9 protein-coding genes are annotated in these 13,847 nt (G+C 72.8%); all 9 read right to left on the bottom strand.

The features are described from left to right. Positions 1-5: 5 nt before the first annotated feature. Positions 6-299: a 1,2-phenylacetyl-CoA epoxidase subunit PaaB gene (gene paaB, locus IF78_RS0130635; RefSeq protein ID WP_031481625.1), complete on the bottom strand. Its 294-nt coding sequence runs from the start codon at positions 297-299 to the stop codon at positions 6-8. Then, positions 296-1,273, bottom strand: a complete 978-nt coding sequence (gene paaA, locus IF78_RS0130630; protein WP_031481623.1) for a 1,2-phenylacetyl-CoA epoxidase subunit PaaA — start codon at positions 1,271-1,273, stop codon at positions 296-298. The genes paaB and paaA overlap by 4 nt, the downstream gene beginning before the upstream one ends. A gap of 145 nt (positions 1,274-1,418) precedes the next feature. Further along, complete coding sequence (locus IF78_RS0130625; protein ID WP_031481621.1) at positions 1,419-2,306, bottom strand: peptidoglycan-binding protein; 888 nt, start codon at positions 2,304-2,306, stop codon at positions 1,419-1,421. Then, positions 2,306-3,862 carry a DUF6519 domain-containing protein gene (locus tag IF78_RS0130620; RefSeq protein ID WP_031481619.1) on the bottom strand — a complete coding sequence of 519 codons (1,557 nt, stop codon included), beginning with the start codon at positions 3,860-3,862 and terminating at the stop codon, positions 2,306-2,308. Before IF78_RS0130620 ends, IF78_RS0130625 begins: the two co-directional genes overlap by 1 nt. A 78-nt stretch (positions 3,863-3,940) precedes the next feature. After that, a complete protein-coding gene (locus IF78_RS0130615) occupies positions 3,941-6,163 on the bottom strand; it encodes a hypothetical protein (RefSeq protein WP_031481617.1) in 2,223 nt (740 codons plus the stop codon). Next, a complete protein-coding gene (locus IF78_RS0130610; protein WP_031481615.1) occupies positions 6,163-9,996 on the bottom strand; it encodes a putative baseplate assembly protein in 3,834 nt (1,277 codons plus the stop codon). Before IF78_RS0130610 ends, IF78_RS0130615 begins: the two co-directional genes overlap by 1 nt. After that, the gene (locus IF78_RS0130605) at positions 9,993-13,109 is read right to left on the bottom strand and encodes a putative baseplate assembly protein (protein ID WP_031481614.1); all 3,117 of its coding nucleotides are present in this window, start codon (positions 13,107-13,109) and stop codon (positions 9,993-9,995) included. Before IF78_RS0130605 ends, IF78_RS0130610 begins: the two co-directional genes overlap by 4 nt. Beyond that, on the bottom strand, positions 13,106-13,498 hold the full coding sequence (locus IF78_RS0130600) for a GPW/gp25 family protein (RefSeq protein ID WP_031481612.1): 393 nt from the start codon (positions 13,496-13,498) through the stop codon (positions 13,106-13,108). Before IF78_RS0130600 ends, IF78_RS0130605 begins: the two co-directional genes overlap by 4 nt. Further along, complete coding sequence (locus IF78_RS0130595) at positions 13,495-13,830, bottom strand: hypothetical protein (protein WP_031481610.1); 336 nt, start codon at positions 13,828-13,830, stop codon at positions 13,495-13,497. The genes IF78_RS0130600 and IF78_RS0130595 overlap by 4 nt, the downstream gene beginning before the upstream one ends. Between the last annotated feature and the right edge of the window lie 17 nt (positions 13,831-13,847).

The following is a 13,847-nucleotide window of genomic DNA, read 5'->3' as shown; positions in this document are numbered from 1 at the left end:
CTCCTTCAGATGTGCGGGACGTCGTCGGGGATGTCGTAGAAGGTCGGGTGGCGGTAGACCTTGTCGGCGCTGGGCTCGAAGAACGGGTCCTTCTCGTCGCGCGTGGAGGCGGTGATGTGCTCGGAGCGCACCACCCAGATGGACACGCCCTCGTTGCGCCGCGTGTACAGGTCCCGCGCGTGGGTGAGCGCCATTCGCTCGTCGGCGGCGTGCAGCGAGCCCACGTGGACGTGGTTCAGCCCGCGCTTGCCGCGCACGAACACCTCGTACAGCGGCCAGCCCTGCTTCTCGGCGCTCATGCCACCGCTCCCTTCTCCGCACGGGCGGCCCGCTTGGCCGCGTGGGCGGTGGCCGCCTCGCGCACCCAGGCGCCCTCCTCGTGGGCGCTCCTGCGCCGCTGCATCCGCTGGGCGTTGCACGGCCCGTCGCCCTTGATGACCCGCATCAGCTCGTCCCAGTCCGGGGTGCCGAAGTCGTGGTGGCCACGCTCGGCGTTCCAGCGCAGCTCGGGGTCGGGCAGCGTGACGCCCAGCTTCTCGGCCTGCGGGACGGTCATGTCGACGAAGCGCTGACGCAGCTCGTCGTTGCTGTGCCGCTTGATCTTCCAGGCCATCGACTGCGCGGAGTTGGGCGAGGCGTCGTCGGGCGGGCCGAACATCATCAGGGACGGCCACCACCAGCGGTTCACGGCGTCCTGCACCATCTCCCGCTGGGCCTCGGTGCCGCGCATCATCGTCATCAGCAGCTCGTAGCCCTGCCGCTGGTGGAACGACTCCTCCTTGCAGATCCGCACCATCGCGCGCGCGTACGGCCCGTACGAGCTGCGGCACAGCGGCACCTGGTTGCAGATCGCGGCGCCGTCCACGAACCAGCCGATGACACCGACGTCGGCGAAGCTCATGGTCGGGTAGTTGAAGATCGACGAGTACTTCTGGCGGCCCTCGATCAGCCGGTCGGTCAGCTCGGCACGGTCGGTGCCCAGCGTCTCCGCCGCCGAGTACAGGTACAGCCCGTGTCCGGCCTCGTCCTGCACCTTGGCGAAGAGGATCGCCTTGCGGCGCAGGGACGGCGCCTTGGTGATCCACTCGCCCTCGGGCTGCATGCCGATGATCTCCGAGTGGGCGTGCTGCGCGATCTGGCGGACGAGCGTCCTGCGGTAGCCGTCCGGCATCCAGTCGCGCGGCTCGATGCGCTGGTCGCGCGAGATCGTCGCATCGAAGTGCTCCTGCAGCGGCCCCTCGGGGGGCACCTCGGCGGAGTGTGAAGTCGTCATCGATACCAGCTTCCCCAACCGACCATTCGTTCGGTATCCAGTGTGACGTGTTTCCGCCAGCCGAGCAAGACCCTTCCCGGGCGCGAAAGCGGCCCAGGACACCCCCGCGGGGTACCTGGGCCGCTTCACCGCATGCGCGAGGCCGTCACACGTTGGGCACCCTCAGCTTGTCCCAGCTGACCTTGCCGGGGATGCCGTCCGCGTCCTTGCCCTTGAAGCCGAGCTTGTGCTGCCAGGCGGCGTAGGAGCGGCGGTCGGCCTCGGTCCACTCCGGACTCGGGCCCTCCTCGTAGCGGCCGCACCCCTCGGCGACCAGGCGGCGGCCCATCGCGGTGATGATCGGCGACTTCTGACCGACGTGGAAGAAGCCGCTGCCGGGGAACGGCTCGAGCTTCGGCTTGGGCGCGGGCTTCGGGTCGGGGTCGGGCTTGCCGCCACCGCCGCCCTTGAGCCGCTCCGCGATGCGCTTGCGCATGCCGTCCATGGTGAAGCCGCGCGGGTCCGTCTTGCCCGGCTGCCACTCCTTGTGACCGATGACCGAGCGCTCGCTCCAGCCGTGGTGGCGGCAGATGGCGGCCGAGACCTTCTCGATGGCCTCCTTCTGCGCCTCGGGCCAGGGGTCCTTGCCGTCGCCGAGGTTGATGCACTCGAAGCCGTAGAAGTGCGCGTTGCCGTCGGTGTCGGCCTCGTTGTCGGGCGGCAGCTTCGACTCGTTGATCACGGCGCGCAGGACGTCGCTGTCGCCGAGGCCGGCGTGGTTGGCGCGGCCGTTGCCGACGAGGTGGATGTGGCCCTTCTTGTCGATGACGCCGTGGCACAGCGGGCCCGGCAGGCCGGAGTAGCCGTTGTAGCAGATGTTCACCGAGGCTTCGGTGCCCTTGGTGACGGTGTGGTGGATCATCACGCCGTTCACCGGGCCCCAGGGGCCCTTGCTGTTGCGGTTGTGGGTGCGCCAGCTGCGGACCTCGTGGACCGTGAGGCCCTCCGCGCGCAGGATCTCCACCATCTTGGACGCGCTCAGGGGCTTGGCCATTACTCGTCTCCCTCCGCCGCGGCCTCCGCTTCCGCCGTGGTCTGCGACCTCCCGCCCGACGGGTCCTCCGCCAACTGCTCCTCGCGGCGCGCCTGTTCCTCCGCCGCGAGCGTCGCCTCGTCCGCGGCCGGGATGCTGCTGGCCAGCGGGTTGAAGGCGAGGCGCAGGTCGACGGTGCCGCCCTCGCCCTTGACCAGGGCCAGCGGCGCGAAGCCACGGACGATGCCGGAGGGGCCCTGGAGCAGCGGGCGCCGGGCCGCGTCCGCGGGCCACTCGACGCTGCCGGTTGCGGTGCGGGCCGGGATGATCCAGTGGTCGCCCGTGTTGTAGGTGGCGCCCTTGGCGAAGTACACCTCGACGCCGTCCTCCAACGGCAGCCACTCCCCCTCCGCGACCGGCACCGCTCCGCCCTTCAGGGCGGTGGTACGGCCCTTGCGCCTGGGCCCCTCGTGGTGGTCCCAGCGGCGCAGGAACGGGTTGAGGTGGGGCAGCCGCCCGACGGCCGGGTCGGGCTCGGCGGACAGGCGGACCCGGCGGCCCGGCAGGTCCAGTTCCTCGACCCGGAGCAGGGGCAGGGGCTCCAGGCGGGAGGCGTACGCGGTGTCGACGAGCTCGACGTGGTCGCCGACGTCCAGGTCCAGCTTGTCGTCGTGCCCGAGGGAGGCCAACTGCGCCCAGGTGCCGTCGAGTTCGTCGACGGGGAAGACCACCGAGCCGTTCTCGCGGGACCACTTGAAGGTGGCATCCTCGGCCTCGCCACCGGCGTGCACCTCGACGCGGTACAGCTGGTTCTCCTGGCCCCGGTAGCGGGCGTCCGGCTTGACCAGGCAGGGGTCCTCGTCGGCGTGGTCGGGCCGCTCGCTGCGGGCGGCGAGCCGCGCGGTGGGCGTGGCCTGCTTCTTGGCCCACTTGTCGAAGGCGGCCCGGACGACCTCCTTGGACGGGTTGCCGTCGTCGATCTCCAGCGCGGCGAGCGACAGCGGCAGCACCTGCCACACGACCTTCACCCGGGCCGCCGTGTCGGGCATCGCCGCGCCGAGCGCGACCTCGCGCAGCGCCGGGTCCTCGGCGGCGGAGACGGCGCGCTCCCACACCTTCAGGTAGACGACGAAGGGTGTCTGGGCGGGCGAGGGCAGCCGGTCCTCGGGCTTCTCCGGGTCGCGGAAGCCGTCCGGCTGGTCCCAGTAGGTCCAGTACGCGGGCGGGGCTGCGGTGTCCTGCTCCGCGGAGGCCTCGGCGTCCTCGTCCGGCACGGGCACGCCGGGCGCCGGGCGGGTCGCGTCCAGCAGGATGCCGTCAACGTAGTAGCGGCCGCCGTGGATGTGGAGCGTGTCGATGTCGTGCTTGCCGCCCACGTAGTCGATCTTGAAGCCCGCGTCCCGCGCGGGACCGCCGTACCGGCCGATCAGGTCGGCGGCGAGGGTACGGGCCTGGTGGAGCTGGATCGCGGTCTGCTCGTTGATGTCGGCGTCGAGCTGGACGCGCCCCTGCTGGGCGATGACCGCCGAGTAGCGCCGCTGCGGGCGGAACGTGAGGCGGGAGAGATCAGCGTGCATGAAGGGGGTCCCCCTGGTTCAGGAAAGTGCGGGTAGGGCTTACGGCGGCGGCGCGCACGTCTTGGCTCATGTCTCGCCTCACGTCACGAAGACGATCCCGGCGTCGGTGCCCGCCGGCGTGTACTCCGCGAGCCGTGCCCTGAGGCCGTCCTCGCGCTGCGGCCGGTACAGGTCGTGGAAGGCGCCCATCTCGGCGCCGTCGTCGGAGCCGCGCCGGATCTCCTCGGCGCACCGGTCGGCGAGCAGGCCGTACCACGGCGTCCCGTAGCGCTCGGAGGTGAACAACGGCCGTACGCGACCGGCCTGTTCGGGCCCGGCCAGGTCGGGCTGGCAGCGGTAGCGGCGCGGGGTGCGCGAGCCGGGCGGCACATACGAGTACCTGACGCAGCCGATGCCGCGCCGGGCCACATGGAGCCTGCCGGTGAGGATCGAGTTCTCGGCGATCTTCACCGCGTGGGTGAAGATTTCGCCGATGACCGTGGTGCGGTGCAGGTGCAGCACGGCGTGGGCGTGGCGGCAGTCCGGTGCGGACAGGGCCTCGCGGGCCGGGCCGGTGGCGTCGAGGATGCTGTCGCGGAGGTGGATGTCGAGGGGTTCCTCGCTCACCTCGTCCCCGATGACCTCGATGGTGCCGAGGATGCTGTGCTCGATCTGCAGGCACGCGGTGGTGCGCTCCAGGACGATGCTGGGCTCCTCCGGCGAGTGCGGATCGCACTCGGGCTCCAGCGACCAGCCGGGCACCAGCGTGGAGTGCCGTACGACGACCGCGCCCATGGGGCCGGTGACGTTGATGCCGCGTCCGGCGACCAGCAGGCCGTCGAGGACGATGCGCGGGCGCTCGTGCGGGGCGCAGTCCTCGGACACCGCACGGATGTTGAGGGCGTCGGGCCGGTTGCTGTACCAGTCGAGCAGCCGTATCACGGGCCGCGTGCCCTCGGCCGCCCGGACCTCCAGGCGGTCGCCGGGGTCGAGGTCGAAGTCCAGCTGCTCCTGGTAGGCGCCGCTGTGCGTGATCTCGATGATGCCGTCGGGGCCGGTCCGGTCGGCCCGGCGGTCGTGCTGCCAGGCCCGGTAGGCGTCCATGATCTGGCGGTACGGCTGACCGGGCCCGACGCGGTAGACCTCGGCGTCGGGACGCGGCTCGCGGTCGTGGCGGTCGTACTCGCCGCCGCCCATGAAGGCGCCGAACGCGTAGTGGTAGTCCACCCACACGCCCTGCCGGGGCGCCGACCGCGAGCCGAAGGCGATCCTGCCCAGCTCCGGGTCCACGGCGACCTGGCCGCGCTTGGGGCGGTAGCGCCAGTCGGACAGGTCGGCGACCACGATGTCGGAGGGCGGTACGGGCTGGTCCTCGCCGTCGCGCCGGATGACGAGGCTCTTGCCGGGGCCGTAGTAGTCGGTGAGCCGGTCGTGGAGTTGGCGGCGGGTGATGAACGCCGGGACGTTGTCGATGGTCGCGATGTGTGTGGGCGACGGCTCCGGGAACGGCTTGGTGACCAGCGGGGTGTCGTTGCCCAGGATCGAGAACGTGTAGAGGTTGCGGGCGCGGTCGATGCAGTACGCCGGGGACTGCGTGAGCGAGTGCGCCTTCAGCCGCCAGACGAAGAGCGCGACCCCGGCCGGAGTCCAACCACCCTGCCGGTACCGCGAGTTGGCGCGGCGGACGTCGACCGTGCGGGCCGTCGCGCCGAAGGGGCCGCCCGCCAGGTCGAGGGCGGAGTTGTCGCGCAGGTCGACGAGACGGCCTCGCCCGCCGATGGGGGTCCCCCCGCGCGAGCGAAGCCGAGCGTCGGGGAGGACGCCTGTGTCGCCGTACAGCTTCACGGGCTGGGTGTGGGAGACCTGCCGCGACAGCTCGACGGCGCGGGCGGGCCAGCCGGCGACCTGCTCGGAGATTTCCTCCAGGAGGTGGAGGGTGCCCTTGCGGCGGCGGTTGGCGACGGTGGCGGCCACGTCGGCACGCGGAGCGACGGCCTCGGCGAGGGCGGCGCGGCCTCCCTCGTGCAGCCCGGTCGTCAGGACGCGCTCGTAGCCGGGCAGGGTGCGGTAGCCGACCAGGTCGCCGAGGTACGGCAGCACCCAGGGCGCGGCCGTCTCCACGAACAGGTCCTCGTAGCCCTGCTGGACGCCGTCGCGGACCCGGTCGATCTGTTCGGCGATCACCGCCAGCAGGGCGCGCAGCGGCTCGCCCTCCTCGGCGTCGCGCAGCAGGTGCCAGCGCGGCAGCAGCGCGGCGAGCCCGTCGGGTTCCCTGGACGTGGTCGCCGGGGTGGTGGTCTCCAACTGGACGTCCGGGGACATCACTTGACCTCCGTCAGAATCAGGGTGTCCGTGGCCTTCGGCGACAGCATCGCGAGCTGGGCGGGGCGGATACCGCGGAAGACGAACACCGAACGGCCCTTCGCCAGGCGCCGGGTGTCGGTGATGTCGGGGTTGAGGCGCAGGAGTTCGGCGAGCGGGACGCCGTACATGGCGCAGATCTCCGACAGCGTCTCGCCGTTCGCGGCGCGGACCGTGTGGGTCTTCTCGTCGTACGTCGCCGGGTGCGCCGGGACCGATGCCCTGGGCGGGCCGGGATCGGTGAGGATCCCGGTGAGTTCCTCGGGCGTGGCGGACGCGGGGACGCCGGTGAAGACGTCGACGTCCATGTAGTCGACGCCGGGCACCGAGTGGGCCGTGGCGAGGACGTCGGAGAGGCGGGCCGGGCGGCCCAGCTCCCGTCCCTCGTAGCCGAGTCGGCGAAGCAGTGCCTGGCGCAGGCGCGGCTCGACGACCTCCCAGGCGTGGTCGGCGGCGACCTTCACCTTGGCGGCGACGAGCAGCAGGACGAGCTCTCGCACGTCCACCCGGACCGGGAGGTTCATGTCCCCGTACTCGGTGAGAGCGCCACGCAAAGCGCGCAGGGTGTCCGAGTCGCCGTCGATCGGCACGTCGTCGGTGCCCGCGACCGTCACGTGCAGCACGCGTCGCCGCCCGTCGAAGAGTTCGCGCGCCGCGGCCCGGCCGATGCCGGCCCGGGAGCGGGCGAAGTCCTCGTAGTCGGACTCGGACACGAGGCGGTCCAGCGCCGAGACGGCGAGCGGGATCGTACGGCGGGTCAGGCCGGGGCCGTCCGCGTCCGCGCCGCCCTTCGCCGGGCGCGGGTTGGTCACCTGGGTGACGCCGAGCGGCCGGGTGAGGGGCTGCGTGATGCGCTCGGCGGCGACGTTGGCGGCCTTGCCGGTGCCGAAGCGGTAGCGGGCGCGGATGTTCTCGTGGCCGGAGGGCAGTCGGGCGCCGTTGACGCCGTCGCCGAAGGTCACGGTCGTACGGCCGTCGGAGGTGGAGCCGGTGATGTAGACCCGCTCGCCCGGGCCGCGTCCGGCGAGGCTGTCGACCTCGTGCCACAGGACGCCGTCGACCCGGATCTCCAGCACCGGTGTGGCGCCGAGGGGGTTGTCGTCGGCGAGCCAGGTGAGCGGGGACTGCCACAGCGCGAACGTCTGGTTCACGCGGTCGGAGTCACCGCTGCCGATGGCCTCCTCGCGGCTCTCGCCATGCGTGGCCTCGACCACGTTGCCGAGGATCTTCACCGTCTCGCGGCGGTAGCGGTGGGCGAGGTCGGCGGTCAGGGTCAGGCGGGTGTGGACGGGGTCGCCGGGCAGTCGGGGATCGCGGGCCGGGTCCGCGGCGGCGATCGTGACGACCTCCGTCGCCCGCACACCCGCGGTCCCCGGGATGTCGCTTCGCTCACCGCTCATGATGAGCGTACGTCCGGGCCGCAACCCGTCGTACAGCTCCGCCAGTTCGATCTCGTTGCCGTGGACGTCCTCGCCGAGCGGTTCGTCGGCGAGGCGGAGCGGCTCGCCGGCCGCGTGGACCGTGGTGTCGCGGATGTGCGAGAGCAGGACGTCGAACTCGTCCAGCCAGGGGTCGGCGAGGGTGAGTTCGGTGCCGCGGCCGGTGATGCCGTAGTTGGTGTACGCCGCCGTACGCGCCGCGGCCACCTGGGTGGTGACGAACGCGAGCTTGGCGTCGCCGGGTACGCCGTCCTGGGCGCCCTTGGCGGGGCGCTGGATCGCGACCCAGCTGCCGACGGTGATGCCGGTGTGGACCGAGTCGAGCTGGAGGACCCGGCGGTTGAGCGGCTCGGGCTTGCTGGCGATCACGACCTCGAGGTTGGGCTCGGTGGTGCCCACCGTGTACTTGAGGCTGACCTCGTACTCGCCGTGCGTGAACTGCTCGCTCGCGTTCGGCCGCAGTGCGATCTGCTCGGACGTGCCGTTGTGGACGCCGACGTGGATCAGGCCCTCGTCGTCGGGCCGGGACACGAAAAGAGTGCGCTCCGGCAGGCCCGAGTGGAAGCGGGCCGTGACACCGGGCTCCTGGGAGTCGGTGGGGCGGCGGTTGAGCCAGTTCAGGTCGCGGTCCTGGCCCGATCGGACGGACAGTTCGACCTGGCCCGTACCCAGGGGGAGGTTCACCGGCTGGGCGACCGGCAGGTTCTCGGCGCGCTGGTCGGAGCTGCTGCCCTCGACGTACTGGAACTCGGCCCGGACCGGCGTCCGGCCCGACGTGTCGTACACGACCCGCATGCTCGCCAGCACGGCACCCGTGAGCGGCCAGTCGGCGGTGCGGATGACACGGCCGCGGTCGTCCTGGACCGGCTTGAGCGGGGCCGTGGCGCCGAAGGGGGCGGCGGTGACCCGCATGGCGAGCAGTTCACGCAGGAGTTGGGGGGTGCCGGGGGCGGCGGCCGTCCGCCACGCCGGGTAGAGGGTGCCGAGACCAGGGTTCAGCGCGGAGAGCAGGCGTGCGGTGTCGCTGCCCGGGCGCTGGGAGCCGGTGCCGCCGTGCGGGGCGGGGGTCGCCCCGCGCAGGGCTGGCAGGACGGCGCTCAGGGTCTGGAGCGCGGCGGCACGCGGGTCGACGTTCTCGGTGCCCTTGGCCGACCGCAGGGCAGGCTCGGCCTCGGCGTCCTGGGCGGGCGCCAACGCCAGGGCGCGCTCGGCCAGTTCGGCGAGCACCGCCTCGAGCTGCTCGAACCACGCGGCCACGTCCGGATACGGCTCGGCCAGCACCTGCGCCTCGCCGAGCCGTGCGACGGGCTCCGCGAGCCGCGCCGCGAGCCGCTCGGGCGTCTTGATGCCGTCCAGGTCATCACGCAAGGGCTCCAGGACCTGGTCCTCGAAGTCCTCGATCAGCCGGCTGACCGGCCGCGGGTTGGGGACCTCGGGCGTGGGCGGCTCTTCGCCCGGCTCGCCCGGGGCCGCAGGCGCGGCGGTCCAGCGCCGTACCTCGTCGACGAGCTCCTTCAGCGTCGGCGGGGCCGACTTCGGCAGGGAGATCGCCGTGATCTCGTCGTCCCGGTCGACGCGCGCCTTGGCCACGGGCAGCAACTTGCGCTCGCCGCCCGCCTTTTCACCGAAGACGAAGAGCAACTGGTCACCGGTCTGAAGGGAGTTCGCCGTGCCCTCGACGAAGATCTCCGATCGGCGCTCCAGGTCCTCGGGGGTGACGAGGGAGGGACGCCGGCGGCGCACCTTCAGCTCGTTCCAGTCCCAGCGGGCCGTCAGGTCGCGGCTGGTCTCGAAGGTGAGCGACTGCTCGTCGGCGGAAGCCGGCACGCTGTGGCTGCGGGCACCGCGCGGGATGGTGACCGGCAGCGCCTCGGCGCGCGGGTCGCGTTCCAGCGTGTACGCCAGGTGCGTGGCGGCGGCGACGCCGGGGCGCGGGCGGTGGCCGACGAGGCGGCCGAGCAGGACGAGGGAGCGGTGCTCGTTGGCCGTGCGGATGTAGGCCTCGTCGGCGATGCGCTCGGAGTGGAAGGTGAGCAGGTCGCCGAGGACGGCGGTGGCGTCGAGGAGGCCGATCGCCGGGTCGTCCGGGGTGCGCACGGTCAGGCCTCCCCCAGCCTCCGGCCGGGGGGACCCCCATTTCGCTTCGCTCAGCGCCGGGTACGCCGGTGAGGCGAGCCGGTCCAGCAGGGCGGCCCGGAAGGAGCCGTACTCGCCGACGCGGTAGTCGAGCGCCGTGCGGCCGGGCGGGTTGTGCACGGGGGCCGGGGCGAGGCGCTCGTCGTGGCCGCTGCGGCAGGCGCCGCCGCAGGTGCACTCGTCGGCGAGCGTGCCCTCGGTCGTCGGGACGCCGGTCATCGGGCACCTCCCAGGGAAATCGCCAGCCGGCCGTTCTCCGGCCGGTCCGGGTCGTTGTCACAGGTGGCGATCTCCAGCGGGCCGAGCCGCAGCACGCCGTCCTCCCTCTCTCCTCGGTCCGGCTCGAACAGCCTCTGCAGCCGGGCGACTTGGACGCTCTCGACGCCGGGCACGGCTGCCGCGACGGCGACCAGACGGCTGAGCCGCACAGGTTCGCCGAAGGTCAGCGCGTCCGGGTGGAAGAAGCCCCGCACACCGTTGCGGAGCACCCCGCTGCCGAGCACGCGGTACAGCTCGGCCAGGATCTGCCCGTGCTGGTGCCCCGGCTTGGCGCACACGGTCAGCGCGATGTCCAGCGGTACGAGCCGCGCGGCGCCGACGACGAGGTCGTGGCCGATGCGCCGGTACGGTTCCAGCGCCTGGGCGACCGACGTCAGCAGCTCGGCCGGCGGGGCGCCGGTGCCGTACGCGTCGATCGCGATGTGCGCCTCCTGGACACTGCCGGTCCAGCGCAGCTCCGCCGCCGCGCGCTGGACGCCGGGCAGGGCGGTGGCGAGGGCCGCGTAGTCCTCGGCGGTGACCGCACGCAGCCGGGTGCGGCGCAGGTCGAGCGGGGCCAACTGGCGTACCTGCTCGACGGGTTCGGGCTCGATGCCGCCGGTCGCGGGCAGCGGGTTGCGGACCACGGCGGCGGGCGGCGTGTCACAGTCGGACTGGACGACGAGGTGGTTGATGGCCTCCGCGCCGACGTTGCCGGCGGTGCCGCCGCCGAGCCGGTAGTGCAGGGCGAGCCGGGACCCGGGCGTCGGCCTCGCGCCGTGCCGCCCGTCGCCGAAGCGCAGGGCGAGACGGCCGTCGTCCTCCAGTTCGCCGACGAAGTGCCGGTCGCGAGGGCCGCTGCCGAGCAGGTCCCGGCGCGGTTCCCAGATCTCGTCCTCGCCCGAGTGGAGGCGTACGGCGGGCAGCGCGCGGCGCGGGTCCTGGTCGAGGGCGGCGGTGGCGGAGCCCCGCAGCACCGGTTCCCCGGGGTGCAGCCCGGCCGCGTACGCGGGGCCCCAGCTGTGGGCGATCTCCCAGGCGATGTGCCCGTCCAGGACCGTCCCGGCGCGGGCGCGCGAGGTCAGGATTTCGATCCGGCGCAGCTTGGCGTCGAGCAACTGATCGCTGCGGTGCAGGAGTTCGCGCAGCGCACGGACGGGGTGGCGGCGCAGCTCGATCCGCTCCAGGATCCTCAGGCCGTAGATCACCGCGAGTTCGGCGATCTCGGCGTCGGAGAGCCCGTCCCGGTCGCGGGCGCTGCGCCACAGCTCGACGAGCCGCTGCCGCACCCGTCCCGGAATCGCCGCGATCCGCTCTGCCTGCCCGGCGGCGACGGTTGCGAGGTCCGGGAACGGCACCGCCTGGACCACGGGCGTGCGCCCCAGGACGGGACGGAAGCGGGGCTGGGTGCCCGGGTAGACGGACTGGGCGAGCAGGGTGCGCAGGGCGGCGGCCTGTGCGTACGCCGTGCCGGGCACGACGCGCTCGTGACGCTGGCCGGCACGTTCCAGGCCGATTCCGGCACGGTTGGCCGCTCCCTCGCCGACCACCTGGAACAGCTCGCGGACGTCGTCGGGGGTCAGGGTCGCACCGGATTCCGACTTGTCCGTGAGGGAGTTGATGAGCCGGGCGGGCGCGTTTCCCTCCGCACGGTCGTAGCAGCCGAAGGCGGGAGGGTCGCAGGGGGCGACCTCGGCGGGCGCCTGCGGGACGGTGAACGTCTCGGGCAACCCGTGCAGGGTACGGCCGTGGTCGACGAGGACGACGTTGCCGCGGGCCAGGCTCACGTCCTCGACGGGCAGGCAGTCGCGACCGCCGCGCGTGGTCAGGCACAGCGGGAAGCGCAGGGCGTCCCCGGCGGCCCAGGTGACCTCCAGGACCGGCTGGTCCTCGATACGGTCCACGGCGGGGGTGACGGAGGTCAGGCGTACGGCCTGGCGATGGCTCGGGTCGGCGTCGCCGGGAGTGCCGGTGCGCGGGCCCTTGACCTCCTCCAGAATCAGCAGGTCGCCTGCCCGCAGGTCGAGTCGGCGCTCGCGGCAGGTCTCCGGGTCGACCCACTCGTCGCGCAGGGTGGCGGAGGTGGCCCCCTTCGGCAGGGTGCAGACCTCGCCACCCCACGTCCACAGCCGGATCGCGTTGTGCGCGACGCGCAGCTCCAGCGGGTCGGCGGTGACGACCGGTTCGAAGACCTCGACCGAGCCGCGCTCGTCCAGGTCGCCGAGGTCGGCCTCGTCGACGACCGTGCCGGGTTCGGGCCGGTCGTGCGGGTCGAGGGTGCGGACGTCGACGGAGGCGAAGCGGAAGGTGCCCGGGGCGAGTGTGTGGTCGCCGGCGGTCTCGACGGCGACGTACGCGCGCGCCGTACAGCCGTCGTGCATCGCGTAGTCGATGAGCCGGACGTGCCGCCGCACGGAGACCCTGCGGCGCGCGGTGTCGAGGTAGGCCTCGGTGGCCACCGCGTCCTGCTGGTAGCTGATCTGGTCGCCGGTGTGGGCGAGCAGCTCGACGAGGGTCATGCCGAGGTCGGCCGGGTTGCGCTCGACCCAGTCGGGCGTGGTGAGCGCGAGCCGGTCCAGGAGCAGCTTGCGGATGGTGTCGTAGTCGCGGGCCGTGTAGTCGATGACGGGCGCGGACGGGAACCCTTCGGGCTCCTGCTCGTCTCCCTCGCAGTCGAAGGGCGTCGGGCAGTCGGGCCGGAAGGCGAAGGTCGCGCTGTGGTAGCGCTGGTCGAAGCCCCGGAAGGGCTCGGTGCCCGGGCGGCCGTACGGGTCGGTCTCGACGAGGGAGAGCCGGTAGCGGGAGCTGTCGCCGGCCTTGTCGAGGGTGACGTAGAGCCGGTCGTCGAGCTCGGGGTCCTCCTCGCGCTCCACGCTGACGTCCACGGCGACGATGCCGGTGATGCGACGACCGCCGTCGATGCGGACGTTCTCGGGGACGAGGCCGTGCGGGGCCTTGCCGAGGAAGGTGACGGTGAGCAGCAGGCCGTCGTCGCTCACCTCGACGGCGTCGACCCCGTTGAGCTGGGCGGCGCGGACCTTGGCCCGGCGGGAGGTGGTGGTCGTACCGGTCATGCCGTGGCCCTCCCTTCGAAGACGTCGTCACGGCGGGCGCCGTCGGCGCGTATGACGTACGACAGGTACACGCGAACGACGTTGTCCTCGCTGACCACGTCGAGAGCCTCCACGTCGATGAGGTCGCCGAGCCAGCGCTGGAGCGAGGCCTGGACGGAGAGTTCGAGGGTGCTGATGAGTTCCGGGCTGGTCGGGGCGAAGACCAGATCGAGGAGCCCGCAGCCGAAGTCGGGCCGCATCACGCGCTCGCCGGGGCTGGTGAACAGCAGCTGCTCGATGAGGTCGTGGACGTGCTCGCCATGGGTGGCGTGCGCGGTGCGGCCCCGGCGGTCGGCGCGGAAGGGGAAGGCGATGTCGCTGCGCGGGCGTCGGCGGGTGGGGCGGCTCATCGGACGGTGACCTTTCGCTGCGCGGCCTGGACGACGGGCGGTCCCTGCGGCACGAAGGCCGCGGTGAAGCACTCCGCCGCGGAGGTGTCGAGCAGCACGTGCGCGCCGTCGACCGTGATGCCGGTTCCGTCGGCGGTCCAGCGGACCGTCACGCACGGCGAGGGCACGCGGTCGACGGTGTGCGGGCAGCCGGTGACGACGTAGCTGTGGGCGGCCGTGGCGACGGCGGCGCCGCCGGCTCGTACGCCGCCGGAGGGTGTACCGGCCGCGGTGACGCGACCGCCGTGCGGGCAGCCGATCACGGCGTCGGCATCGAGCAGACTCCCGGGCATGTTCTTGATCCCCCGTC

This window comes from Streptomyces bicolor (assembly GCF_000719285.1).
GTDB classification, from domain to species: domain Bacteria; phylum Actinomycetota; class Actinomycetes; order Streptomycetales; family Streptomycetaceae; genus Streptomyces; species Streptomyces bicolor.
Note: the sequence above shows the minus strand (reverse complement) of the source record. Positions and strands in the feature narration are given on the sequence as shown.

Excerpts from the sequence above, each read along its gene's own strand:
- IF78_RS0130595 (WP_031481610.1), bottom strand. The coding sequence starts at position 13,830 with ATGCCCGGGAGTCTGCTCGATGCCGACGCCGTGATCGGCTGCCCGCAC.
- paaB (WP_031481625.1), bottom strand. The coding sequence starts at position 299 with ATGAGCGCCGAGAAGCAGGGCTGGCCGCTGTACGAGGTGTTCGTGCGC.
- paaA (WP_031481623.1), bottom strand. The coding sequence starts at position 1,273 with ATGACGACTTCACACTCCGCCGAGGTGCCCCCCGAGGGGCCGCTGCAG.
- IF78_RS0130620 (WP_031481619.1), bottom strand. The coding sequence starts at position 3,862 with ATGCACGCTGATCTCTCCCGCCTCACGTTCCGCCCGCAGCGGCGCTAC.
- IF78_RS0130605 (WP_031481614.1), bottom strand. The coding sequence starts at position 13,109 with ATGACCGGTACGACCACCACCTCCCGCCGGGCCAAGGTCCGCGCCGCC.
- IF78_RS0130600 (WP_031481612.1), bottom strand. The coding sequence starts at position 13,498 with ATGAGCCGCCCCACCCGCCGACGCCCGCGCAGCGACATCGCCTTCCCC.
- IF78_RS0130615 (WP_031481617.1), bottom strand. The coding sequence starts at position 6,163 with ATGTCCCCGGACGTCCAGTTGGAGACCACCACCCCGGCGACCACGTCC.
- IF78_RS0130625 (WP_031481621.1), bottom strand. The coding sequence starts at position 2,306 with ATGGCCAAGCCCCTGAGCGCGTCCAAGATGGTGGAGATCCTGCGCGCG.
- IF78_RS0130610 (WP_031481615.1), bottom strand. The coding sequence starts at position 9,996 with ATGACCGGCGTCCCGACGACCGAGGGCACGCTCGCCGACGAGTGCACC.